At 42.7% G+C, this 22,102-nt stretch carries 22 protein-coding genes; 7 read left to right on the top strand and 15 right to left on the bottom strand.

The features are described 5' to 3' along the window. Nucleotides 1–67: 67 nt before the first annotated feature. From LZF95_RS10675 to LZF95_RS10665, 3 genes are all read right to left on the bottom strand, one after another. A complete protein-coding gene (locus LZF95_RS10675; protein WP_233754980.1) occupies nt 68–730 on the bottom strand; it encodes a hypothetical protein in 663 nt (220 codons plus the stop codon). Between the two features lie 24 nt (nt 731–754). Beyond that, complete coding sequence (recG, locus tag LZF95_RS10670) at nt 755–2,848, bottom strand: ATP-dependent DNA helicase RecG (protein ID WP_233754979.1); 2,094 nt, start codon at nt 2,846–2,848, stop codon at nt 755–757. 83 nt (nt 2,849–2,931) lie between these two features. Continuing rightward, a complete protein-coding gene (locus LZF95_RS10665; RefSeq protein ID WP_233754978.1) occupies nt 2,932–3,996 on the bottom strand; it encodes a phosphotransferase enzyme family protein in 1,065 nt (354 codons plus the stop codon). Between the two features lie 307 nt (nt 3,997–4,303). Between LZF95_RS10665 and LZF95_RS10660 the strand changes: the two genes are divergently transcribed. Then, the gene (locus LZF95_RS10660; RefSeq protein WP_233754977.1) at nt 4,304–6,079 is read left to right on the top strand and encodes a sodium:solute symporter family protein; all 1,776 of its coding nucleotides are present in this window, start codon (nt 4,304–4,306) and stop codon (nt 6,077–6,079) included. On the opposite strand, the gene LZF95_RS10655 is transcribed toward LZF95_RS10660, so the two are convergent. Then, nucleotides 6,076–6,651: a gliding motility lipoprotein GldD gene (locus LZF95_RS10655; RefSeq protein WP_233754976.1), complete on the bottom strand. Its 576-nt coding sequence runs from the start codon at nt 6,649–6,651 to the stop codon at nt 6,076–6,078. The two genes, LZF95_RS10660 and LZF95_RS10655, sit on opposite strands and share 4 nt — an antisense overlap. 76 nt (nt 6,652–6,727) lie before the next feature. Between LZF95_RS10655 and LZF95_RS10650 the strand changes: the two genes are divergently transcribed. Next, nucleotides 6,728–7,258, top strand: a complete 531-nt coding sequence (locus tag LZF95_RS10650) for a DinB family protein (protein WP_233754975.1) — start codon at nt 6,728–6,730, stop codon at nt 7,256–7,258. A 184-nt stretch (nt 7,259–7,442) separates the two neighbouring features. Here LZF95_RS10650 and LZF95_RS10645 read toward each other — a convergent pair whose 3' ends face one another. The 3 genes from LZF95_RS10645 to LZF95_RS10635 all read right to left on the bottom strand — a co-directional run bounded on the left by LZF95_RS10645 (nt 7,443) and on the right by LZF95_RS10635 (nt 11,366). Next, the gene (locus LZF95_RS10645; protein WP_233754974.1) at nt 7,443–8,045 is read right to left on the bottom strand and encodes a nitroreductase; all 603 of its coding nucleotides are present in this window, start codon (nt 8,043–8,045) and stop codon (nt 7,443–7,445) included. Nucleotides 8,046–8,176: 131 nt separating this feature from the next. Further along, a complete protein-coding gene (locus tag LZF95_RS10640; RefSeq protein ID WP_233754973.1) occupies nt 8,177–8,893 on the bottom strand; it encodes a DNA alkylation repair protein in 717 nt (238 codons plus the stop codon). Nucleotides 8,894–8,921: 28 nt separating this feature from the next. Beyond that, entirely contained in the window at nt 8,922–11,366 is a 2,445-nt protein-coding gene (locus tag LZF95_RS10635) for a TonB-dependent receptor (RefSeq protein ID WP_233754972.1), read from the bottom strand. A 356-nt stretch (nt 11,367–11,722) separates the two neighbouring features. Here LZF95_RS10635 and LZF95_RS27765 point away from each other — a divergent pair, with 356 nt between their 5' ends. Both LZF95_RS27765 and LZF95_RS10630 read left to right on the top strand, forming a co-directional pair. Further along, entirely contained in the window at nt 11,723–11,821 is a 99-nt protein-coding gene (locus tag LZF95_RS27765) for a hypothetical protein (RefSeq protein ID WP_368670772.1), read from the top strand. A 142-nt stretch (nt 11,822–11,963) separates the two neighbouring features. After that, nucleotides 11,964–12,239, top strand: a complete 276-nt coding sequence (locus LZF95_RS10630) for a hypothetical protein (RefSeq protein WP_233754971.1) — start codon at nt 11,964–11,966, stop codon at nt 12,237–12,239. A gap of 13 nt (nt 12,240–12,252) precedes the next feature. On the opposite strand, the gene LZF95_RS10625 is transcribed toward LZF95_RS10630, so the two are convergent. The 5 genes from LZF95_RS10625 to pyrF form a co-directional block, all read right to left on the bottom strand. Then, on the bottom strand, nt 12,253–13,110 hold the full coding sequence (locus LZF95_RS10625; RefSeq protein ID WP_233754970.1) for a nucleoside phosphorylase: 858 nt from the start codon (nt 13,108–13,110) through the stop codon (nt 12,253–12,255). An 8-nt stretch (nt 13,111–13,118) separates the two neighbouring features. Beyond that, entirely contained in the window at nt 13,119–14,087 is a 969-nt protein-coding gene (locus LZF95_RS10620) for a rhodanese-related sulfurtransferase (RefSeq protein ID WP_233754969.1), read from the bottom strand. 62 nt (nt 14,088–14,149) lie between these two features. Beyond that, a complete protein-coding gene (locus LZF95_RS10615) occupies nt 14,150–14,785 on the bottom strand; it encodes an acetyltransferase (RefSeq protein WP_233754968.1) in 636 nt (211 codons plus the stop codon). A gap of 55 nt (nt 14,786–14,840) precedes the next feature. Further along, nucleotides 14,841–16,136, bottom strand: coding sequence for a DUF2851 family protein (locus LZF95_RS10610; RefSeq protein WP_233754967.1), 1,296 nt, complete (start codon nt 16,134–16,136; stop codon nt 14,841–14,843). 97 nt (nt 16,137–16,233) lie between these two features. Continuing rightward, the gene (gene pyrF, locus LZF95_RS10605; protein ID WP_233754966.1) at nt 16,234–17,049 is read right to left on the bottom strand and encodes an orotidine-5'-phosphate decarboxylase; all 816 of its coding nucleotides are present in this window, start codon (nt 17,047–17,049) and stop codon (nt 16,234–16,236) included. 123 nt (nt 17,050–17,172) lie between these two features. On the opposite strand from pyrF, the gene LZF95_RS10600 reads away from it, so the two are divergent. Together LZF95_RS10600 and LZF95_RS10595 are read left to right on the top strand one after the other, a co-directional pair. Continuing rightward, nucleotides 17,173–17,730: a hypothetical protein gene (locus LZF95_RS10600; RefSeq protein WP_233754965.1), complete on the top strand. Its 558-nt coding sequence runs from the start codon at nt 17,173–17,175 to the stop codon at nt 17,728–17,730. Then, nucleotides 17,727–18,155 carry a hypothetical protein gene (locus LZF95_RS10595; RefSeq protein ID WP_233754964.1) on the top strand — a complete coding sequence of 143 codons (429 nt, stop codon included), beginning with the start codon at nt 17,727–17,729 and terminating at the stop codon, nt 18,153–18,155. Before LZF95_RS10600 ends, LZF95_RS10595 begins: the two co-directional genes overlap by 4 nt. A gap of 87 nt (nt 18,156–18,242) precedes the next feature. Here the strand turns inward: LZF95_RS10595 and LZF95_RS27570 are convergent, their stop codons facing one another. Genes LZF95_RS27570 through LZF95_RS10585 form a run of 3 tightly spaced genes read right to left on the bottom strand, consistent with a single transcriptional unit; the run spans nt 18,243 to nt 20,315 of the window. Beyond that, nucleotides 18,243–18,365 (bottom strand): hypothetical protein, encoded by a 123-nt coding sequence (locus LZF95_RS27570; protein WP_262912236.1) that lies wholly within the window; start codon nt 18,363–18,365, stop codon nt 18,243–18,245. Between the two features lie 32 nt (nt 18,366–18,397). After that, complete coding sequence (locus tag LZF95_RS10590; protein WP_233754963.1) at nt 18,398–19,309, bottom strand: lysylphosphatidylglycerol synthase transmembrane domain-containing protein; 912 nt, start codon at nt 19,307–19,309, stop codon at nt 18,398–18,400. A gap of 7 nt (nt 19,310–19,316) precedes the next feature. After that, nucleotides 19,317–20,315 (bottom strand): glycosyltransferase family 2 protein, encoded by a 999-nt coding sequence (locus LZF95_RS10585; protein ID WP_233754962.1) that lies wholly within the window; start codon nt 20,313–20,315, stop codon nt 19,317–19,319. Between the two features lie 67 nt (nt 20,316–20,382). Between LZF95_RS10585 and LZF95_RS10580 the strand changes: the two genes are divergently transcribed. Beyond that, nucleotides 20,383–22,101 (top strand): glycosyltransferase family 39 protein, encoded by a 1,719-nt coding sequence (locus LZF95_RS10580; protein ID WP_233754961.1) that lies wholly within the window; start codon nt 20,383–20,385, stop codon nt 22,099–22,101. Nucleotide 22,102 lies beyond the last annotated feature (1 nt).

Below are 22,102 nucleotides of genomic sequence, written 5' to 3'. Positions count from 1 at the left end.
TCAATTACTGATGTTTTTCAGCATGCCCTAAGTAGAGCCGATTTCAAATAAACGGGGAAATCGTGACTTATTTAAGCTCCAACATAGTTAGCCGCAACTGTCCCAGATCATATTTTTTATCCGTGCATGCTATCGAATAGGAAGCGGCATGGGAAGTAAGAAAATCATTCAGATCCTTACAGTGTCTGAAGATATTGAATTCGCTATTGCGACAATCCCACACGACTCCTTTAATCTTACCCATATTGGACATTGCGGCGGCACCGACCAAACCCATGTTCGAATAGAGCCCTTGCTCCCATCCACTTTGAATTTCCAGCTCAGTATAAAGATAACGTTCCCCAGATAATAACACTTGGGCAAATGCCGATGATAGAAGCATATTTACCGTTTGATCTTTGTCTTTTTTATTTCTGTTTTTCCCAGCCACGATACTTCCATACTGAAAATACAAGTTACCCTGATAGGATACGGCAAATACTTTTTTCAGCTTTTTGCCTGTAGTAACATCGAAAAAGAATATATCTCTGATTAGCTGATTATCCTCCTTGATTTCTTCTCTGTTAATCCCTTCAGGATATATTTTGGCAATGCTACTCGGTTTTTTCTTTAAAAAATCCTCCTTGCTTTTATAAATTCCCTCAGGATAATTTGATTCTTCCGTGAGTTGACATATTCCATAAGATACGGATACAAGATAGATCAAAAGACATGTTATCAATTTACGCATAGTAAAAAAGGTTAATTCACACTATCAAGAAATTCTACTCCAATTCACAGCACTTTTCTTCTGCTGCTTTACTTGCCGAAGCACAGGTGCATTTTCAGGCGAAGTCAGTTCAGGATCTACGGCCAATAGCTGCTGTGCGGCATCTCGGGCCAAAGTCAATATCGCAGCATCCTTACTTAGATCCGCAATCAGCAAATCGGTGATCCCGCTTTGTTGGGTTCCCATCAGATCCCCGGGGCCGCGCAATCTCAAATCCACATCCGCAATCTCGAAACCATCGTTTGTACGAACCATGGTTTCCAACCTCACACGGGAGTCTTTAGAAAGCTCATATTTGCTCATCAGGATGCAATAACTCTGTTCAGCCCCCCTTCCTACCCTTCCCCGCAGCTGATGCAACTGAGACAACCCAAAGCGCTCTGCGTTCTCAATGACCATCACCGAAGCATTGGGTACGTTCACGCCCACCTCGATCACCGTGGTCGCTACCATGATTTTCGTCTCTCCCTTGACGAAGCGCTGCATCTCATATTCCTTCGCATCGGCTTTCATACTGCCATTTACTATGCTGATTGGGTAATTGGGAAAGGCACGGGAGATACTTTCGTAGCCGTCCATCACATTTTTCAAATCCATCTTTTCGGATTCCTCGATCAGAGGATAGACGATATAAACCTGCCTGCCTTTTTTTATTTCCTCGTTGATAAAGCCAAACACTTTTAGCCTGTCTTTATCGTAACGGTGGACTGTTTGAATCGGCTTTCGACCCGCAGGCATCTCATCGATCACGGACACATCCAGGTCCCCGTAAAGTGTCATTGCCAAGGTTCTAGGAATAGGCGTAGCCGTCATGACCAATACATGAGGGATAAAGGCTTCATTCTTAGCCCAAAGTTTCGCCCGCTGTGCCACACCGAAGCGGTGTTGTTCATCGACTATTGCTAAGGCCAGGTTTTGAAATTGAACCACATCTTCCAAAAGCGCATGTGTACCGATCAGAATCTTGAGTTCGCCGGAAAGAAGTTCCTCATGAATCACGCTACGTGCAGATTTTTTCGCAGAGCCTGTCAGCAAAGCAATTTTCAGCCCCATCATGTCCGCAAATTCCTTCAATCCTGCATAATGCTGAGTCGCCAAAATCTCCGTGGGGGCCATCAAACAAGCCTGTGCTCCCGAGCTGATCGCAATCAATGCGCAAATAAAAGCGACCATGGTTTTGCCACTTCCCACATCTCCTTGGATCAGACGATTCATCTGTTTGCCTGATTTCAAATCAACATACGCCTCTCGGATTACCCGCTTCTGGGCATTGGTGAGTTCGAAGGGAATATGATTGGTATAAAATTCCGTCAACAATTCGGTATTGTTCAAAACCTGGCCACGGAACTTTTCTGTTCTGGCCATTTTTAGCGTGAGCAGACGGAGCTGTAAATAGAAAAACTCCTCAAATTTCAAGCGTTTTCTTGCCCGCTGCAGAAGAGTAGGCTCTGTGGGAAAATGAATCTGCCGTATCGCTTCCTTTTTTCCAATCAGTTGATATTGCTCCAAAATCTGATGGGAAATGGTCTCTTGAATGTGGGGGAAACACACCAGTAACAGTTGTTCCATGATTTTGGAAATCCCTTTGGAATCCAAAAACCTTGCTCTCAGCTTTTCAGTGGTGGAATAAATAGGTTGAAAATTGTTTCTTTTTTCGTTGGCAGTGGTCAAAGGCTCCATTTCCGGATGCGCTATACTCCATTTTCTGCCAAACTGGGCAGGTTTTCCCAAGAAAACATAAGCCGCACCCGCCACGATATTCTTTTGAACCCATGCAATTCCCTTGAACCAGGTCATTTCCATCTCCCCAGTCTCATCGGCCACATGAGCTACCAGTCGTTTTTTATTGCCCATACCCACCAGTTCTACCTTTCGGACTTTGGCAATCACCTGTACCGATTCCATGTCCGAATGAAGCTCCCTGATCTTAAAAAATTTTGTCCTGTCCTCGTAGCGGAACGGATAATGCTGTAGTAATTCCCCGAAGGTGAAAATATTCAACTCCTTATTGATCAGAGCGGCACGCTGAGGCCCTACTCCTTTGAGAAATTCTATCTTGGTGTCAAAAAAACCGGACAAGGACAATGTTTTTTGGGATAAGGCAAATTAAACCCACTCGGTGCAATTGCCAATAAAAATGGCTGGAATTGTCCGAATCGCTTTTAAGTTAAAGTTATCGACTTCCATATTTGTTCCAGTTCAGGTTTTTTCTCTTGAAGGCTTTTTAGTAAAAGCATCTGGTTTTTTGCTCGGTGGAGATTCTGCTCCGGATACGCTACCTTGTAATATACATTTCCCTGAAGGTGGTCTGTAAAAAAGCGCAAGCCCATGATACAGGTCATCACTTCACCGGCGAGTAGAAGAGATTCGGTCTCTTCTTTGCTTGCCAAGTTTTTCACGCCTTTCCAATAGCCTAGAAGAAGTTGCTCGAACACCGTGATTTCTAAACGTATTTTTTCCCATTTTTGGCTAGTTTCGGCTCTGGAGCAGGCTACAGTCCTGACCAGGTCACCGAAGTCGTACATCAAATAGCCGCTCATCAGCGTGTCCAGGTCTATCAGTGCTTCCACTTTTGAAAGATCTTGGGAGAAGATAAGGTTGTTGATTTTGGTGTCGTTGTGCGTGAGTCTAAGAGGGAGAACGGATTGGTTTCTTTTATATGCATTGATTAAGTCTTTCTGGCCCAGATAAAAATCCAAAATTTCCCTTTCTTCTGCTGAGCGTAGATGCTTTTCATTTGCCACTTCCTGCAGCCTGGCAAAGCGTAAATCCAAGCGGTGAAAATCAGGAATACATTCCTGTAATTGGGAGGTCTCTACATTTTTCCCCCATTCTGCAAATGCTCCATAAGCTTCGGCAGCTATATATGCTTGATTTAAATCCGTGATTTCCTGTATGGTCTGACCATTGACAAAATCAAATAGGCGAAACAGGCGTCCGTTCACAGATGTGATCAGGTTGTTTTCTGAATTTACCAGGGGCAAGGGAAGCTGAAAAGGCAGGAACGTTTCGTTTCCTTGAGATTTGACCAAGCGCTGATTATGTGAAATGCGCTCAGGAAACTGAAATACTGTATTGTTAAACTCCTGCAAGACGTATTTGGAAGATCCAGATTCAATCAGATAGGTGCCGTGAATCAGCCCTGATCCAAAAGGAGAGTATTCAAAAGTCTCAAACGAATTAAACGTGTATTTGGCAAGGATTTCAGCCATCTTTTGCTTATTCATAGGCCAAAGCTATAGTTTCGCTTTCAATTCGAGTTTATTCTTCCACAAAAATAATTGTCTAAGAGCTGGGATAGTCAGGTTGTAAAGATTTAATCGCTGGCCCCAACTTGCAGATTTGGCTAGGTTTGATCTTTTGTGACGAAAAGCGCATTATATTTCGGAAATAAGCTGACTTGCCAAAATTCCGTGCGATCTTCCTATAAAGTCTTTTCCCATTTCAAAGAAAATAAATACATTAGCAAAATTTATCATTTAAGTAGAAAGTTATTTCTAAAAAAAATTAAAGAACGGAATAAATCCAACCGCTATGAATGTAACCTCCATTGATTGGGCTATTATTGCCTCTTTCTTTGTTATTTCCCTTCTGATAGGAGTCTATACATCCAAGAAGGCAGGATCTTCTGCTAAAGAATTCTTTCTATCGGGGAGAAACATGCCTTGGTGGCTGTTAGGTGTCTCTATGGTGGCTACGACTTTCTCAGCGGACACGCCAAATTTGGTCACTGACATAGTCAGGAAAAACGGCGTGGCAGGCAACTGGGCTTGGTGGGCATTTCTATTGACGGGAATGCTTACAGTTTTTGTTTATGCCAAACTCTGGAGAAGATCCGAGGTGACTACTGATCTGGAATTCTATGAATTAAGATACTCAGGCAAGGGAGCCGCCTTCTTAAGGGCGTTCCGCGCACTTTACCTTGGTGTATTCTTTAATGTAGTGATTATGGCCACAGTTTCGCTCGCTGCCATCAAAATCGGTGGTGTGATGCTAGGCCTCAGTCCTGTTCAAACATTGCTGATTGCCTCTATTGTCACTGTGGTTTATAGCTCTTTAGGCGGTTTAAAAGGAGTTTTACTGACTGACTTCTTTCAGTTTTTCATTGCGATGGCCGGTTCATTTGGCGCGGCCTATTTCATATTGGATCTTCCGGAGATTGGGAGTTTGAGTAATCTTTTGACTCATCAAAATGTGTCTGGTAAGCTTGATTTTCTCCCTGACTTTTCCGATCCAAATGCCTATATACCGCTTTTTCTGATGCCAATCGCCATTCAGTGGTGGGCGACCTGGTATCCCGGCGCTGAGCCTGGGGGGGGAGGGTATATTGCCCAGCGAATGCTATCCGCCAAAGATGAGAAGAATGCTATTGGAGCCACTCTGTTTTTCAACATCGCGCATTATGCGATGAGACCTTGGCCTTGGATATTGATCGCTTTGTCATCCCTGATTATTTTTCCGAATATTTCTGACTTACAAACTGCATTCCCGGACATGCCCGTGGATAAACTTGGGGATGATCTGGCCTACCCGGCCATGCTTACATTTTTGCCGACAGGCTTGATAGGATTAGTACTTGCATCCTTGATTGCGGCAGTGATGTCCACGCTTTCTACGCATTTGAACTGGGGCTCTTCATACATTGTTAACGATTTCTACCTGAGATTTATGAAACCTGAAGCTTCAGATAAGGAGCTCGTAGCAGTGGGTAGGATTTCTACCGTCGTGCTGATGGTCCTTTCTGCGGTCTTGGCATTGGCGCTTTCCAGTGCATTGGATGCCTTCAATATCTTATTGCAGATCGGTGCGGGAACAGGCTTGATTTTTATTCTAAGATGGTTTTGGTGGAGAATCAATGCATACACCGAGATCTCTGCTATGGCGATCTCGTTTGTCGTAGCGATTTTTTTCGAAGTGATCAACCCAAAGGTAAATTGGATATTGATCCCCGAAAATCAAGCTTACCTTAAATTAGTCTATAGTGTCAGCATCACGACTATAGGATGGCTGATCGTCACATTCATCACTGCGCCTGAAAAGGACGAAATATTACTTTCCTTTTACAGAAAAGTAACCCCGGCTTCCTTTGGCTGGAAAAAAGTACTGGATAGGTATCCGGCAGAAAAGCAAGTGATAGGCCAGCTTCCTAAAGAGTTGGGCTTGATGATGGTTGGTTCTGTCATGGTATATGCTGCCTTATTCTCTACAGGATTCTTTATCTACGGTAATTTATTGGCAGGATTTATCGCAGGTGCCATTGCGACGGCCGGTGGGATTATCATTGTCCGATCCTGGAAGAAATTAAGTTAATCCAAAAATTTCACCGAATTCATCAAGTGGGCCATATCCTCCTTGATGAATTCTATTACAGGAGCCAGCGAATCGTTTTTCATGGCTGTGTTGAAATATAAGGCTCCTCTCAGGAAGTTCTTCGTAGAGTCAGTGACGAAAAACTGAAACTGGGTAGGTACTTCACCTGTAAGTTCTGCCACTACTCCAGTATATCCTTCCGGGGTCAAGAAAACTGCTTCCTCTATTCCATAAGCTTTTACCTGATGCTGTGATGTGAGTTTGAATGCGTCATTTGACAATTGCCTGAAGCTGATGCTTTTTCCATCTATTTGCTTATAGGTCAAATGAACCTTGGCACCAAATTCCGGATAATTCAAATTCGCCCAGGTATCCTCCTGGATATTAAAAGAATCCACTTCCACCCTGGAATAACTGGAATAGTCTAGCTGGTATGGGTAACCCTCTGTCAGTTTCTGAAACGAATGTTCAGGTAAATCAATACGGTTGTAGCCCGGAGGTTTGGGTAGATACGCCTTATCGCATCCTAAAGTGCCCAGCAGCGACAAGCCTATCCATAGATATTTTCTCATGGTTTAAAATTAGCCAAAGTGTTTGATTTGGTTTTGGAATAAGTGAAATTTAACCTAACAAGCAAATCCTATTCACATGAAAAAATTAACACTAATAATCCCGAAATTCTTCCTAGCTGCCATTTTTATGATGGCTGCTTCAGCTGTTTCAGCCCAGACCACAAAAGACGAGTTCCTTGGCAAATGGGTCAACAGCAAACAGTTCACACTTGATGTTTTGGATAAAATGCCAGAATCCGGGATGGATTATAAAACTGATCCCGGTGCCATGTCCTTTAAAGAACAGATTCATCACATTGGCAATGCCATAGTAGGTATATCGCAAGGTTTTCTAAAAGGAGGGGATCCGGGATTTACCATCGATTTGGCCACTGCTTCCAAGGCAGACTTGGCAGACTATGTGGCTAAATGCTACGATTACGGCACATCTACGATGAAAGCACTTTCAGATGCAGACGGAGCTGAGACAATCGAAGTTTTCGGAAATAGCGTCACCAGACGGCAGGTCATGGCTTTACTCATGGATCACAGTACACATCATAGAGGATCAGCCATTGCCTACTTACGTGCGCAAGGAGTAGAGCCTCCCGAGTTTGTAGGTTTCTAAACAAACCTAATTAAGCATAAAAAAGAAGCTGTCTCATAATTCATAATTTGTCACATTGAGCGAAGTCGAAATGGACTTAATTAGCGCATAAAAGGCTTCGACTTTCATGCCTTCGGCAGACTTGCTGCTCAGCCTGACAAGAAAACTTACTTATGAGTCAGCCTCTTTCTGTTTGTGGAATATTTTACTCTCTGATCCAGGCGACTTTTTCATCCATGCTTTCCCGTTTTCCTTCAGGCCAGTTGTCTGTGGCCGGCTTGGCGACGTAGAAGAATCCCATCAGGGCATCCTCCCCTTCCAGGCCAAAATCCTCTCTGGCTTCCTGCCAGAATGTAGGGCCGCCGGTTCCCCAATATGCCGCCAGTCCATGGGCGGAAGCAGTCAGATACATATTTTGAACTGCCATTGCAACTGCCGCTATCTCTTCCATCAAAGGAATTCCCTGAGAGCGTTTCATCAGTATAGCGATCATATGCGATGCTTTCAATGGCTGCTGCTTGAATTTCTCGTAGGTAGCCTCCAAAAACGGCGTGCCGTTCTTTTCCGCACGAAGCTTGTACATGTCCGCCTGATAGTCCGCAAACTTCTTTAGGCCGTCTCCGGTATAGACGATAAATCTCCAAGGCTGGGTCATTTTATGTGTTGGTGCCCAGCGTGCATTCTCCAAAATCTCTTCGATGATGGAATCATCTACCGGATCATTTTCTTTGAACTGTGCTGCAAACATGGATCTGCGTCCACGGATGATTTTATTTACTTCTTCGATGTTGAAATCGGGCTTTTGCATAAAGTATAGTGATAGTTGATTCTAGTATTGAATTTGATTAAGGCTTATTAATCGACAAAAGTTTCCTTGATCACGGATTTACATTTTCTTATTTCTGCCTGGGTCAATTTATCAAGCACTAAAAAAACTTACTATAATGATCCGTTAAGGAAGAGTCTTCTCAGGCTTGGTTCAAATTTCTCAATGGCATACCTCAAAGCTGTTCTCGGCATAGTTTTATAATGCTTCCTCAAAAAGGCCATCTCTACTTCAAAATCCTGATTTCCTATTTCCCTGAGCATCCAGCCAACAGCCTTATGGATCAGATCATGAGGGTGATCAATTAGTTTCTCAGCAATCCCCAAAGCATCATCGTAAAAGCCCCTTTTGATCCAATAATAAGAACTGATCATTGCTACCCGTTGACTCCAGAGTTGACCTGAATCCGCTAACTCATAAAAAAGCGTCTTATCCTTATCCAGAAAATAATGACCAAGAATAGGATGACAAGAGCTATCGACTAGATCCCAGTTGTTCACATGGTCGAGATTTTTCAGGTAGAAATCAACTAGCAGTTTGCGTTCTGCTTCGTTCGTTAGCTTTTGATAACGGTAAACAAGAACAAACAAGGCAGTAAGCCTTACTTCGTGATAGTTGTTATGCAAAAGTTGTTCGATCTCATCTAGACTGATTTCCTTATATACTGCTTTAGCTGTTTTTCTTTGCACTGGGACGGTTACACCAAGAAATTGATCCCCTTCACCGTACTCTCCTGATCCTGACTTGAAGAATCGCGGAAAGTATTCGGCTTTCCCTCTACTTGCATTATCGGCAAGTGATGCTATGATCTGTTCCGTTAATATACTCATGGATAAAGGTAAATTATCTTACCCTTTCTTAAAAGTCATCACCTCCACCAAAATCATCTCCGCCTTCTCTTCGGCTTCTATTATTTTCGTTTTTTTCCTTAAATCCTCCGAAACGGTAGGTGAATGCAAGTGTGCCTATTCGGGTTTCCCTCTGGAAAACGCGCTTTTCGTCAAATCGGAGGTTGTTGGTCGTGATCCTGAAGTTCCGGGTGTTGAAGATGTCGCTGACATTTGCTGATATAGTGGCTTTGCCATTGAACACATCTTTACGTACCCCTACATTCACACTATACTGGGGCTCAATTTGCCCTTGTGGCAGGACTATAGGGCCACGGTAATTTCCCTGTACCTGTACGTTGAACCAGTTGGGTATAAGCCAATTTGCCAGCAGGTTTAGGGTCCAGCTGAAGTTTTCATTGCTGAAGTCCTCTTCAATATTTCCCGCATCGATTTTGGAGTAGAATAAGTTTCCCGTTAATGTAGCATCCAAGCTATTGGAAATCTGAACCTGATTGATCAACTCAAATCCGGTGCTCGATCTGGTGTCTGCATTTTCACGGCTTTGGATCGCAATATTATCATCCGTCAAAATCGTAATCCTGGTCTCCACATCTGTACTATATCGATGGTAAACGGTGGCATTTAACAAATACTTCTCCCAACCTTTCATGTAGCCCACTTCATAACTGTCTGTAAATTCCGGCTGCAAATATGGGTTTCCTATACTGAAATTATATTGGTCCCGTACTCTGTAGATAGGTGCCAGATCCCAGATGCTCGGCCGGGAGATTCTTCTGGTGTAATTTAAGGTAAACTCATTCTCCTCTGCGATAGCATAGCTCAGGAAAGCACTTGGAAAAACGTTAAAATAATTATTGGGAATACTTTCATTATTTCTCACCGTTTCGCCCAAGGTCTCCGTGTATTCCCCCCTCAGACCTAGCTGATAGCCAAATTTTCCTTTGGTATTTTTATAAGTAAAATAGGCTGCGTACACACGCTCATCGAAATCAAAAGTATCGGTGAGTGAGTCCACCACTATGGGGCTAAAGTCCGTAAACTCGTCTCCCTGTGCAAATTCTTGGCTCCATTTCCAATTGCCCAGTGTAGCTTTCAGACCGGTTTCTATGGATGCGCCATTGCTGAAAGGTTTTTCATAATCCAGTTGTGCCACATACAGATTACTTGTTCTGGGCCGATCATTGTTTTGCAGAAGCCGCTTAGTAGGGTCTGGGTTTCCGTCAGCATCAAAGTATTCCTGATCGGTAAAAACAGTTTGTGATCGGTTGTCATAAGAATATGACAGGGAAGTGTAAAGTCTTTGGCCTAAGCTATCAATATCCCAGGTATAGTTTATTCCCCCTTCGTAATTTCCACTATTGCTCCATTCCTCATTGATCCGCACAGAACTGGAATCCAAAGAGCCAATCTCATTCAAGTTTTGCTGATTGATATTTTCATATTCTACTTCATCATCAAAATTTCCCTGAAAATAAATCCCCAGCATTGCCCTGTCAGAGACATTATAATCTACTCCGCCGCGAATGAGGTGGGTTTGTTCTACCTCATAGCCATCCTGAACTTGCTCTAACCGTGGAGAAAACCCACTCAAATAATTCACCCTGTTTCTTTCTCCAATTTCAAACCTTCTCCTGTCTTGCCAATTGTAGGAGACGTAGAAGTTGGCCTTTTCCGTACCGTAGTTCAGGTTGATTCCGGCTTGGTATTTTTCCCGGGTACCTATAGAGGCGTTGACTTGTCCATTGAATCCTGTCTTTTCATTTTTCTTCAATATTATATTGATAATACCACCCACCCCTGTGGCGTCGTAGCGGGAAGATGGGTTTGTGATCAATTCCACGGACTTGATGCTGTTGGCAGGGAATTGTGCCAAAATACTCTCGGTGTCATCTCCGGAGAGGTTTGAGGGTCTTCCATTGATATAGATTAGGATGTTTCCGCTTCCACGCATGGAGATCCCTCCTTCGTCGTCCACCTGAATTGAAGGTAAGGTGCTGAGTAGCTGTGACGCGGTTTGTCCCTCGGCTACTATACTGTTTTCCACGTTGTATGTACGCTTATCAATATCTGATTCAAACATCGAAGTGACTCCTTCTACCACCACTTCATCCAAGTTTTGAGCGTCTTCTTCCAAGGTGATTGTGCCAAAGTTCACTGTGTTTTTATTTCCCAATGATATGTTTTCGAAATACTCTATAAAGCCGATAAAGCCTGCCCTCAAAATATATTCCCCAGGTGAGGCATTGAAATCAAAGGTTCCGTCAAGCTTGGTCATACCCCCGTATATTATCGTCGAGTCACTAGGCTGGAGTAGGGCTATGTTAGCAAACTCCAGAGCTGCTTCGCGCTTTCCGTCCATGACTTTCCCTTTTAATCTGATCTCCTGGGGAAAGGCATCAAAAGATAGAATCATCAGAAAGAATAGGAAAGGTATAGTTGATTTTCTAATCATAGGGGCCAATAGATAGGTAGTGGTTGGTTTGAATTCAGGCTGTTGTTTAAAGTATTAATTATCAATATTTTACATGTTAGAGCCTTAATAAGTAAACCTCTATATTCACGTAAGGTTTCGTTTTTTCAACAAAAATTTTCCTTTGGGAAATAGGCTGGATGATGTGGTTTTTTGTTGTGTGAGCGGTGATTTTGGTATTTCCGATATCCTTTGATATAGCAGAAAAGAAGATGTTTGGCCCTTGAAAATTTGAATTACCTACCTTTAAAAATGATTCGGCTGTGTTCTGCATTGACCCTTAATTTTAATTTTGCCGGTTACAAATATTGATCAGCTTAGCTCAAGCTGCCTAAGAAATAGCAAGTAAGCTTTTTGTCTCTGAAAGGACGGTGGACAAACAGAGGAGCAATATGATTGGGAAGTTAATTCTGGAAAAAAACACAATTCTTTGTTGATATGGGCTCGAAAAAAACGTGAAATAATAGAATAAGATTTTTTGTTGGTATTAATTAATAAAAATACGCCTTAAAATGTATTGGGACATTTCAAGTTCGTAGGTAATTTTAGACAATTCTTTTATAATCAACTTTTTACCACATGAGAATATCTAGCTTAAAAGGAAATTTTAAAGTTATCCAGACTATTAAAAATCGGGATGAATTATTGGTTTTGGGATCATGGAGTGATCTGATCAGGGTTTTTGATAGCAGTAGGGCCTTCCTGGTAAATAATCAGGAGTCTTTATTTGGGATTTTTCTCTGTAAACAGGAATGTGTTGATTTTCTGGCCAAAATTATTCAGGAAATCGATTACCATGAATGGGAAGATTTTACGTTGGCAAGCCCGGTTTTTCGCAATCATTTACAAATGTAAAGGATGATTTTTTTCAACAGAAAACATTCAGAGCTGTATGGATCATTCGATCCATGGTTTTTTCAGCTTCTTTATCAAACTGCCCACTAGGCCGATTGGCCACTATTGCATTCAGGCTAAGCATTCTATGCCCCAATAGCTGTCCCATAGCATAGTAGCCTGCTGTTTCCATTTCGAAATTTGTCATTTTCAGCCCCTCATCTTCCAATTCCGCCAACCGCTCAATCATATTCTCCAATTTTGGTTTTATACGGATTTCTCTTCCCTGTGGCGCATAAAATCCAGGTGCAGTGAGCGTGACTCCCCGGTGGAATTCCGATGGTAACTTTGCTAAAAGCTCTGCTGAAGCCGATGCCTGATATGGTAAAAAAGTCAATCCTAGCGTGTCTCTCACCAATTGTGACCAGTTTTGACTACCCTTCAGTTGAGGGTAAAACTGCATCAATGTATCTATGCCTACGGCCACCTCTGCAGCAAGCAAACTTCCTACAGGCAAATCAGGTTGCATACTTCCGGATGTCCCCAAGCGGATAATTTCGAGAGATTGTTGCGTAGGTTTTACGGTGTGGGTTTTGAGATCTACATTCACCAGCGAATCCAGCTCAGTCATCAGAATCTCCACATTGTCTGTGCCCATTCCTGTGCTCATTACCGTCACGCGCCTGCCCTTCACTCTTCCTGTGTGGGTGACAAACTCCCGTTTCTGGCCCTTGAAGTCAATCTGGTCAAAGTACTTGGAAACCTTCTCCACCCGGTCTGGGTCTCCCACCGTAAAAACACGTGAAGCCAGGTTTTCTGGCTTCAGATGTAAATGATAAATGCTGCCATCAGCATTAAGGATCAATTCGGATTCTGGGATTTGTCTGCTCACGCTACAAGTTAAGCATTTGATTTTTCTTTGGCTTTACGATTTAGTCCTTTGTATGGATTATAGCCATTGGTGTTTTTCTGGTAATAGCCAGTCCCATCATATACCCGTTTGTTGGGATTTTCTTTACATGCCGAAGAGCAAGTTCCTTCCATCTCCCATCCACAGTTTTCACACAACGGGATATGGGCGTTGCAGGTGGAATTGGCACAGTTTACCATACGGTCTGAGGGGGTGCCGCATACATGGCAGGTAGAAACGATCTTTGGATTTACCTTATTGACATCCACGGCTATTCTATTGTCAAATACATAGCATTTTCCTTCGAAATCTTCTCCACCTGCTTCCATGCCGTACTTGATGATTCCTCCATGAAGCTGATATACATCTTCAAAACCTTGTTCCAGTAGAAAAGCGGAGGCTTTTTCGCATTTGATCCCACCGGTACAGTAGGTCAGTACTTTCTTGTTTTTCAAGTGCTCCAACTCTTTTACCTTCTCAGGGAAATCCCGGAAATTATCAATGTCCAAGGTGACGGCATTCTTGAATCGCCCCAACTCGTGTTCATAATTGGAGCGTACATCCAAAATCACCACATCTTCCTGATCCTTCAATTTCTTGAATTCATCAGGATTAAGATGCTTTCCAGTCCTGACGTTTGGATCAAGGTGCCTCAGAGCACTGTGAACTATCTCCGGCTTGTAACGCACGTGGATTTTGGCAAATGCATGCTTGTCGTGCAAGTCGATTTTAAACTCTGTCTTGGCAAAACGAGGATCCGCATGAATATAAGCCATGTATTTTTTACAATCTTCCATCAGTCCTGACACGGTGCCGTTCAGCCCCTCGTCGGAGATGATGATCCGGCCCCGGATGTTGTTCTCTATGCAGAAAAGATGATGCTGCTCACGGTATTCTTCAGGATTTTCAATCTTGGCGTAGCAGTAATAAAGGAGAATTTGATAGGTGCTGTTTTCCATAACTGTGGCCCTGTTGCGGCAGGGTGTTTTAGGATTTATGATTTCAGATAGTTGATTTCGGATTATTTGACTTTTGCGGCAGGATTTCCAAATACTGTCTCATTGGCATCTACCGTGGCAATCACTACAGATCCCGCCCCTACTCTGGCATTTTTGCCAATAGTCACGCCGGAAATGACCGTCACTCCAGAGCCAATGAAGGCTCCTTCTTCGATGATGACATCTGAGTTGATCACCGAGCCTGCACCAATCTGCACGAAATCACCGATCTTCGCTTTATGCTCAATTATAGCAGAAGAGTGGATGATGCAGTGACTTCCCACTTCTGCACCCGCACCAAGATTTACATTGGCATTGATGAAATTACCGTGCCCTATGATGGCGTCTGTAGATATATAGGAACGCTGGTGGATAGCATTCACGGGCTGTACTTTTCTTCGTTCGTTCAGCAGCTCCACCAAAAACTTTCTATATTTTGGATTCTCCTCAGCCACAAAAGCTTCTGTTTTCTGACCGATAAGTTTTAAAAAACCATCATCCTCAGGATTTCCAAGAACTGAGACATTGTTGATCTCCGTTCCATGGATCTTTTCATCCTCATCCAACAGGCCGTAAACGATTACATTGTTGCTGTTGAATATCTCAAGGGCAGGGCGGGCGATTCCTTTTGCTCCAAAAATTATAACTGGTTTTTCCATAGTTTTCTGCAATTCAGGGTGCAAAAATACAGGAATTCACTGGCTTACCCAAAATTCATTTGGATTCAGATTTGATTAATGTTTGGGCTATTTTACACTGAAGACATTTCTTGGGCTGGCAATAATTTTTGTATAAACCGATCATTCCCTGCGTATCAAAACTATTTTGAGCAGACCAACCACAGGATTGGAATTTTCTGAGGATATGATTGTTCTCCGCAGACACCTCCTGCAAAAGGTCAAAACATCGATCTTGCCAGTCTGGCTCCTCGAAGTAGCGTCCATATGCAAACCATAATGGGATCACGTAATTGATGACCAACAATTCCAATATTGTGCTGGAAATCCCATTACTGACACGCCTTTGGGATGGTTTGCCAAAGCTATAATGATGCTGCCAATAGTCGCCGGGCTTTATTTTAAAAAGCTTCTTAAATGCCGCAAAATCCCTGGACTCCTGCATTACGGATTGGAGAAGATTGGGAGCATTGGATAGCACGGCTGCAAGCTGAGCAATTCGGATTGTTGGGAAATTACTTGGCCTAACACCCATAAACGTCCAGTGAATTCGTCTTAAGGAAGAGGCCCATTGATACTTCTTTCGGTAAAAATCATACTCACGGATCAGGTATTGAACATAGGGTTCTTCCGATTCTGTAGGTAAAAGGCCGGATTGTCCCAGCAGTATTGCTTCTAGTACCGGTAGTTGATCCCGGTGCTTCAGGAGGATTTTATAGGGGACTGAAGCTGCCAATTCACCCATAGCCTGGCTGTTGGTCTTGAAGCCAAAGCAGGTGAAAAGCCAACGATATGCCGTCTCTTCCCAGTCATCTGTAGTTTCTTTTAGTAGGCCCAAAATCAGAGATGATTTCTCGTGAAGCCGCTCTACCAAGGCTTTTTCCAATGCGGAAAATCTTACGATCTCCGGTGCTTCCTGTAGCCCATGTGCACAGGGCAAATCCGCCTTGTAATCAAGCATCTGCTCATAGTTCCTCCAAATATCCAGAAATATAAGTCCCTTGAGTTCGAGCGTAGGCATAGTAGTTCCGTCATTTCGTAATACCTCTTGATCATTTTCCCAGACTACATGCAGCACCACTGAATTGTAAGCTGGGTCTCCTCCGTGCGAATGCTGCTTCCATTCACTTGCCAGGCGATGTACCTCTACATGTCCATGTAAAGTCACTCTGTCAATGACGACGACGGCATCCCGGAAATCAGGTCCTTCACTGTGATTATGGAAGCCAACCTGTATGATTTTGAGTTCATCACCGTTTGTGGTGCGAAGGTTTGTCTTGGTGAAATATTGGAATTTCCACACTAGCTGTAAAAAGTCCTCTTTGAATGTCATAAAAGCCTAGGTTAAAAATCAAATGAATTTAACCAAAAACTAAAAAACAAAAAAGTCAGGAATGCCTGATTTTCAAAATATTCCGTTTTGGGGCAGGTCAGAGGTGTCTGTCCAATAACACCTTCATCTCTTTCTGGAGTTTTTCCGCTTCATTCCGAGCCGCTTTGGCAAAGTCCCTTTCTCCCGAGGCATATATTATCCCACGACTGGAATTCACCAAAAGTCCACAGCTGGAATTCATGCCGTATTTCGCCACTTCGTCCAAACTTCCACCTTGTGCTCCTACACCAGGTACCAGGAAGAAATGATCTGGAACGGCTTGTCTTACCTCTGCAATCAATTCCCCCCGAGTTGCACCGACCACATACATGAGGTTTTCGGGGGTGCCCCAATCCTGGCTTTTTTCCAGCACAGTCTGGTAGAGAGGTTTGCCATTTTCATCTTTGATCAGCTGGAAATCCATGGAGCCAATATTTGATGTCAAAGCCAAAAGAATTACCCATTTATCGGCAAACTCCAGAAAAGGAGTCACGCTGTCTGCTCCCATGTAAGGAGCCACCGTCACCGAGTCAAAGTCCATTTTCTCAAAGAAGGCCTTGGCATATAGCTTGGAAGTATTTCCTATATCTCCCCGCTTGGCATCTGCTATGGTAAAGATCTCTTGAGGAATGATTTCCAATACTTTCTGCAGGGTCTCCCATCCTTGCGGGCCAAGCGCTTCGAAGAAGGCTATGTTCGGTTTATAGGCAACAGCGTAATCAGCTGTCTCCTCTATGACAGCTTTGCAGAAGCTGTAGATTGGATCTTTCTCGGTCTTTAGATGTGCAGGTATTTTAGCTATATCCGCATCTAGACCTACACATAGAAAGGAAGATTTCTTTTTGATTTGGGAGAAAAGCTCGGCTCGGGTCATAGAGAAGGGTTTTGGCAAAGGTAGGAAAATCAGAATTGGTTCTAAAAATAGCTAAAATATACCCTGTACTTTTTGTGGCACCAAATTAGCCGAATCCTATCGATTTTTATTTTCAGTCTACACATGAAGCATCCTTTGATTTTCATAGTTTTGACTTTCTTCTTTCATACTACCTCATTATGCCAAGTCCAAGCGTATAATGAGGATACATCCATCCCGACATTTGATATTAACAACCTCATCATCAAATCATCAGATTCAGTTCACAAAGAGTTCAGTTTTCTTAAAACCACCCTATCAGCATTTTTAGAAGAATTCCCAAGCCCTGACAAAAACGAGGATTATTATTATGAGATAGATGAAAAGATGGCTAGGTTAATCACCTACGCCAATAATGAATTCTATTTCTTAGATGCAAAACTCGAGGCCTTCCATCTGAAAGACAGCATGTTTTCAATAGGGAATGGAAAAAATTTTATAAAATTAGGCGATCATCACACAGCAGTATCAAGGCTATTCCCTCCCTATGAACTAAAAATTGAAATAGATTATGGTACAAAAGAGGAATATGGAGTAATAAGAATAACTACTTCTGAGGAAGGATTGGTCCATGAAGATGAAGATTCAATCATTATGTTAGTCGATGTTAAGTCTGGTATTATTACAGAAATATATAAATGATTTTATGTTTCCATAGGTATAAAGGAGGACTTCCTGTGTTGTTCGTACTGTTTCTTCTCTTTTCACATGATTCCACATCGCAAGATATTACAGGTCACTGGCGATGGTTTAAACAAGATAGGGCATTCACAATCTTTCTATATAAGCCCAAGTCTGATGATGAACTTTTGGGGTCATATGATTTAATAGGAAAGCATTGCGGGCAGTACTACAACGGAGGCAGGATAGACTGTGCTGAGCAGCTTTCTGTTTTTTTGAAAAAAGAAAGAGACAACATCTTCACCGGCACAATCAAAAGTGCTTATTCTGACGGGATCTCAGAAATTCGCATACTATATTCTCCGAAAACCAACCAAATCAATTGGCAGGTAATCAAAGGAGTGGGGCAATTTTATTTCCCCCATGACGCCATTCTAGAAAAATAGCACTCACACTTTGATAACAGGAAAAGAAAGGCTTCTCAAAAACCCTCTTTCATTTTTTTCCAGATCCAAATATATAGACTGGGGCCCTTAGTTCTTCACAAGCTCCTGGGCTAAGGTTGTTTTTCCTACCTGGCGTGGCCCAAGAATAGCTATTGCCGGAAAATCCTGCATCAATTCTTGGAGTTTATAAGTCAAATCACGTGTAATCATCCTTGCAAATTTTAAATTTGCAAGGATGATTTTTAATTATTAGTCTGAAATACAGTCAATTGACTATTTTTATCAAAGTTAACTGTGACCATGGATCCAACAAGTGAAATTGCTGCTGTAATCAAGAAAAAGATCAAGCTGAAAGCAACCGCTGTAGTTTCCTCTATCCCCGCATAGGCATGTGCATAGACGAATACAAGCTCCCTTGCCCCTACTCCTCCGATCGTGAGAGGAAGCACTGCCACAATAGAAGAAAGTAAGAAAACCAGCTGATAGGCAAGAAAATTCTCTGTAACTCCAAGGCTTTTTAGAATAAACCAAGCGCATACCAGCTGGGTCACCTGGCCGGCCATGGACCAGCCGTTCGCTTTCCAAAAAGAAGGCAGAAATGCCTTGAACACTAGTTTTTGCATTAACCAAAAAAAAGGAAATACAAGCAAGGCAGCTAGCCCGACCAACAGATCCCAAGGAACTGAGGAGTCATAAAGCAAGCGCAAATCCGCTGGAAGAATCAATGCCAACAATAAGAAAAGGATTGCCACCAATCCCCCTAAACGATCCAAAAGAGAAGCTTGTACCAGCTGCTTGACAGGCGTCTGGTAATGTTTGTGCAGCAAATATACCTTATATCCGTCTCCGCCGATTCCTCCCGGCAGAAACAGGTTATAAAACATCCCGATCAGATATAGCCTGATGTTAAGTTTTTCCGAAATGAATAGTTTAATGTTTTTGAAATACAGATTTAACCTAAAGGCAGTAAACAGTTTGCTCAATGTAAAAGTGAGAATGGCAGGGATCAACCATACCCAATGGATGGTCTTGGTGATTTGCCAGAGTTGGTTTGTGTCTATTCTTCTAAAGACTAGGTAGAGCGCGAGGCAGGTCAACACCAACTTTAAGGCAGTCGTTAATTTTTTCTTGAGAGAACGCTCTGTTTTAGCCAAAATTCAATTACAAGTTGGAGCCCATCTTATCGTTAGGCAAAATCTGTAAATCCTCCAATGGTTTTTGGATCCCTTGGTAAACAGATTTGATGGTGTACGTCTTTTTATTCTGCGATTCGAAATAGGTACGGACAATGATCTCAGCGATGATCCCAGTAGTGACAAATTGAATTCCCCCCAAGACTAAGATAAAGCCAAGAATCATAAGTGGCCTTCCCCAGATATCCTCTCCTATGAGCTTTAGAATTAATAAATAAAAATTGATCACGATTCCGATCATAAAGGCGATTAGACCGATTCCGCCAAATAAATGAATCGGACGCTGAAAATACTTCTGAAAAAACAGCATCAAAATCAAATCCGACATCACTTTGAAAGTACGGCTCAGACCATACTTAGATTCCCCATGGATTCTTGGGTGATGTTTCACGTCCACTTCAGTCATTTGGGCTCCTTGTTGCTTTGCCAAAACAGGAATAAACCTGTGGAGCTCCCCGTACAAGCCCATTCCTTGGGCGATCTCAGCTTTATATACGCGAAGAGTACAGCCGTAGTCATTCAGATATACTTTAGTGCTGTTTCGGATTACCCAGTTGGCGATTTTACTGGGGATTTTACGAAGTACAAAACCATCTTTCCTATTTGCCCGGCGGCCTGCCACCACATCCCATTCTTCATCAATAGCCTTCTGTAGCATCACAGGGATATCAGTCGGATCATTCTGCAGATCGCCGTCCATCGTGGCAATATATTCCCCAGTGGCCATATCTATGCCTGCTGCCAGTGCTGTAGTCTGCCCAAAATTCCGGTTGAAGATAATCAGTTTGGTACGGCTATTTGCATACTTTTTCACCTCTTCCACTGTCCGGTCAGTAGAACCATCCTCGATCAAAATCACTTCATAATCTATTGCCTCCAAGGCAGAATAAGTAGCTTCTAAAAGTGGCTGGATGTTATCTTCTTCATTATAAACAGTAATTACTACGGAAATCTGTGGCTTGGACATGCTATAAAATTTTGTCAAAAATACGGGAAAATACTTCCAGAGGCAAAAAAGCTAGGGAGGCTTGTGTATGTCAACGAAAATTTGCTGTGACAATGATCAATCGGCCTATCTTTGCAACATGTCTATTTCTACCTCGGATTCATATCATATCAGCCCTTGGGTAATCATGTTGGCATTTACAGTTTTTGTTGGGCCATTTGCTTTGAGCTTCCATATGCATTACCCAGATGAGATGTATTACACTGATGCTGCAGTGAAAATGCTGCAAAAAGGTGACTACCTAACTACTTATCTGGGAAGTGATGAACTTAGGTTCAAGAAGCCTATAGGAACTTATTGGACAGTACTTGCGGGTTTCAAGCTTTTTGGGGTTTCTCCCTTTGCCTCCAGATTTTTCTTTCTGGTCGCTGGAGCATTGACGGTTGGGTTGACGTACTTGGCCGCTAAAGTATTATTTGATGACAAGAAAATCGCTGGACTTTCTGCTCTGATCATGGCATCAAATCCCGTCCTGATCTTTAGCGCCACCCGATCCATTCCCGATGTCTTGTTGGTGATGACTATGACCGCAAGTGCGGTGGGATTTGCCGGTCTGATCCGGTTTGGGGATGCTACTCCAAAAAAATATCTTTGGATACTTTATATCAGCTTGGCTGTGGCATTTGAGGTGAAGGGACTTCCAGCTGCGGCTTTAGGAGGATTTGGGATGGTTTATCTGTTGTTTAACCCCTGGAAGAAAATTTCTTTCAAAACCCTTCTGCACATCCCCTCTATTCTTGTTGCGCTATTCATTGCGTTGTTTTGGTTTGTAGCCATGTGGAAGATTCATGGGCCTACTTATCTGGACAGTTTTCTAGAAGATCAAGTCGGTACCCGGGTGGCTTCGCGATATCTACTTATCAGCCAAAATGGATTTCTAGCCATAGGTATTCTAATTCTCATTTTTCTTCCTTGGGTGATCTTTACCTTTTCTTCTGTCAGAAAATCAGTTGTTAACCTCAGAAAAGATAATCCTACTTTCTTTTGGTTTGCCATCTTATGGGGGTTGGCGATTTTGGCGATGGGTGCAATGACCAGCAAATTTTATGAACGCTATCTGCTTCCCGTTGCCCCGGTTTTGGCCATCTTGTTGGCCTGTATTCTTGTTAGATCGGAATTTGAAGAGAAAAGAATAGGCTTGAAAATTACTTCTTGGTTTTTCCTCGTGGTGAATTCAATTGTTTTATTGTTTAGTCTATGGCTCAATATAAATCTGGGTGCGCCTTTCTTGATTTATGCGCAGCTGCTGATTGGGCTTTTGATCCTGCTCTATCTGGGGCGGCTGACCATTTTAGGCCGTAAACTTCCCAAAGCCATTTCGTATGGCTTTATGCTTCTTTTCTTCATGATCTCTTCAGGTACTTTTCAGATTTCACTGCCGGATCAGGGGCAGCAGGTGAAGGCTTTTGCTGCTCAGGAGAAAATTGATCCAACGGATAAAATCGGATTTATAGGAAATCTACATACCAGCAGCAAAATCAGAATTGGCTTGGGGACTGATTATGAAATGATCGACTTGCCAAGCCAAGGATACAGGGATGCATTGGAAAATTATAACCGATTGATCATCGAAGACAAGTACCTGGATTCCATAAATGTTTTTGGGTTTCAAAAGAAGGTGGCTTCCTTGAATTGGGCTTCAGGGGCCATTCCCGATCTGATAAGAAATGCAGGACATGCAGATTTTGAACAGACTCTGATGGAAAAGGGACAGAAATATTATTGGCTGGAAAGAATAGAAGATTAGT

Origin of the sequence: Algoriphagus sp. AGSA1 (assembly GCF_021390545.1) — a bacterium.
In the GTDB taxonomy this organism is placed as follows: domain Bacteria; phylum Bacteroidota; class Bacteroidia; order Cytophagales; family Cyclobacteriaceae; genus Algoriphagus.
Note: the sequence above shows the minus strand (reverse complement) of the source record. Positions and strands in the feature narration are given on the sequence as shown.

Bases quoted from the DNA above. Each gene is read 5' to 3' on its own strand.
- LZF95_RS10675 (WP_233754980.1), bottom strand. From the start codon at position 730: ATGCGTAAATTGATAACATGTCTTTTGATCTATCTTGTATCCGTATCT.
- LZF95_RS10665 (WP_233754978.1), bottom strand. From the start codon at position 3,996: ATGAATAAGCAAAAGATGGCTGAAATCCTTGCCAAATACACGTTTAAT.
- LZF95_RS10660 (WP_233754977.1), top strand. From the start codon at position 4,304: ATGAATGTAACCTCCATTGATTGGGCTATTATTGCCTCTTTCTTTGTT.
- LZF95_RS10655 (WP_233754976.1), bottom strand. From the start codon at position 6,651: ATGAGAAAATATCTATGGATAGGCTTGTCGCTGCTGGGCACTTTAGGA.
- LZF95_RS10650 (WP_233754975.1), top strand. From the start codon at position 6,728: ATGAAAAAATTAACACTAATAATCCCGAAATTCTTCCTAGCTGCCATT.
- LZF95_RS10645 (WP_233754974.1), bottom strand. From the start codon at position 8,045: ATGCAAAAGCCCGATTTCAACATCGAAGAAGTAAATAAAATCATCCGT.
- LZF95_RS10640 (WP_233754973.1), bottom strand. From the start codon at position 8,893: ATGAGTATATTAACGGAACAGATCATAGCATCACTTGCCGATAATGCA.
- LZF95_RS10635 (WP_233754972.1), bottom strand. From the start codon at position 11,366: ATGATTAGAAAATCAACTATACCTTTCCTATTCTTTCTGATGATTCTA.
- LZF95_RS10630 (WP_233754971.1), top strand. From the start codon at position 11,964: ATGAGAATATCTAGCTTAAAAGGAAATTTTAAAGTTATCCAGACTATT.
- LZF95_RS10620 (WP_233754969.1), bottom strand. From the start codon at position 14,087: ATGGAAAACAGCACCTATCAAATTCTCCTTTATTACTGCTACGCCAAG.
- LZF95_RS10615 (WP_233754968.1), bottom strand. From the start codon at position 14,785: ATGGAAAAACCAGTTATAATTTTTGGAGCAAAAGGAATCGCCCGCCCT.
- LZF95_RS10610 (WP_233754967.1), bottom strand. From the start codon at position 16,136: ATGACATTCAAAGAGGACTTTTTACAGCTAGTGTGGAAATTCCAATAT.
- pyrF (WP_233754966.1), bottom strand. From the start codon at position 17,049: ATGACCCGAGCCGAGCTTTTCTCCCAAATCAAAAAGAAATCTTCCTTT.
- LZF95_RS10600 (WP_233754965.1), top strand. From the start codon at position 17,173: ATGAAGCATCCTTTGATTTTCATAGTTTTGACTTTCTTCTTTCATACT.
- LZF95_RS10595 (WP_233754964.1), top strand. From the start codon at position 17,727: ATGATTTTATGTTTCCATAGGTATAAAGGAGGACTTCCTGTGTTGTTC.
- LZF95_RS27570 (WP_262912236.1), bottom strand. From the start codon at position 18,365: ATGATTACACGTGATTTGACTTATAAACTCCAAGAATTGATGCAGGAT.
- LZF95_RS10585 (WP_233754962.1), bottom strand. From the start codon at position 20,315: ATGTCCAAGCCACAGATTTCCGTAGTAATTACTGTTTATAATGAAGAA.
- LZF95_RS10580 (WP_233754961.1), top strand. From the start codon at position 20,383: ATGTCAACGAAAATTTGCTGTGACAATGATCAATCGGCCTATCTTTGC.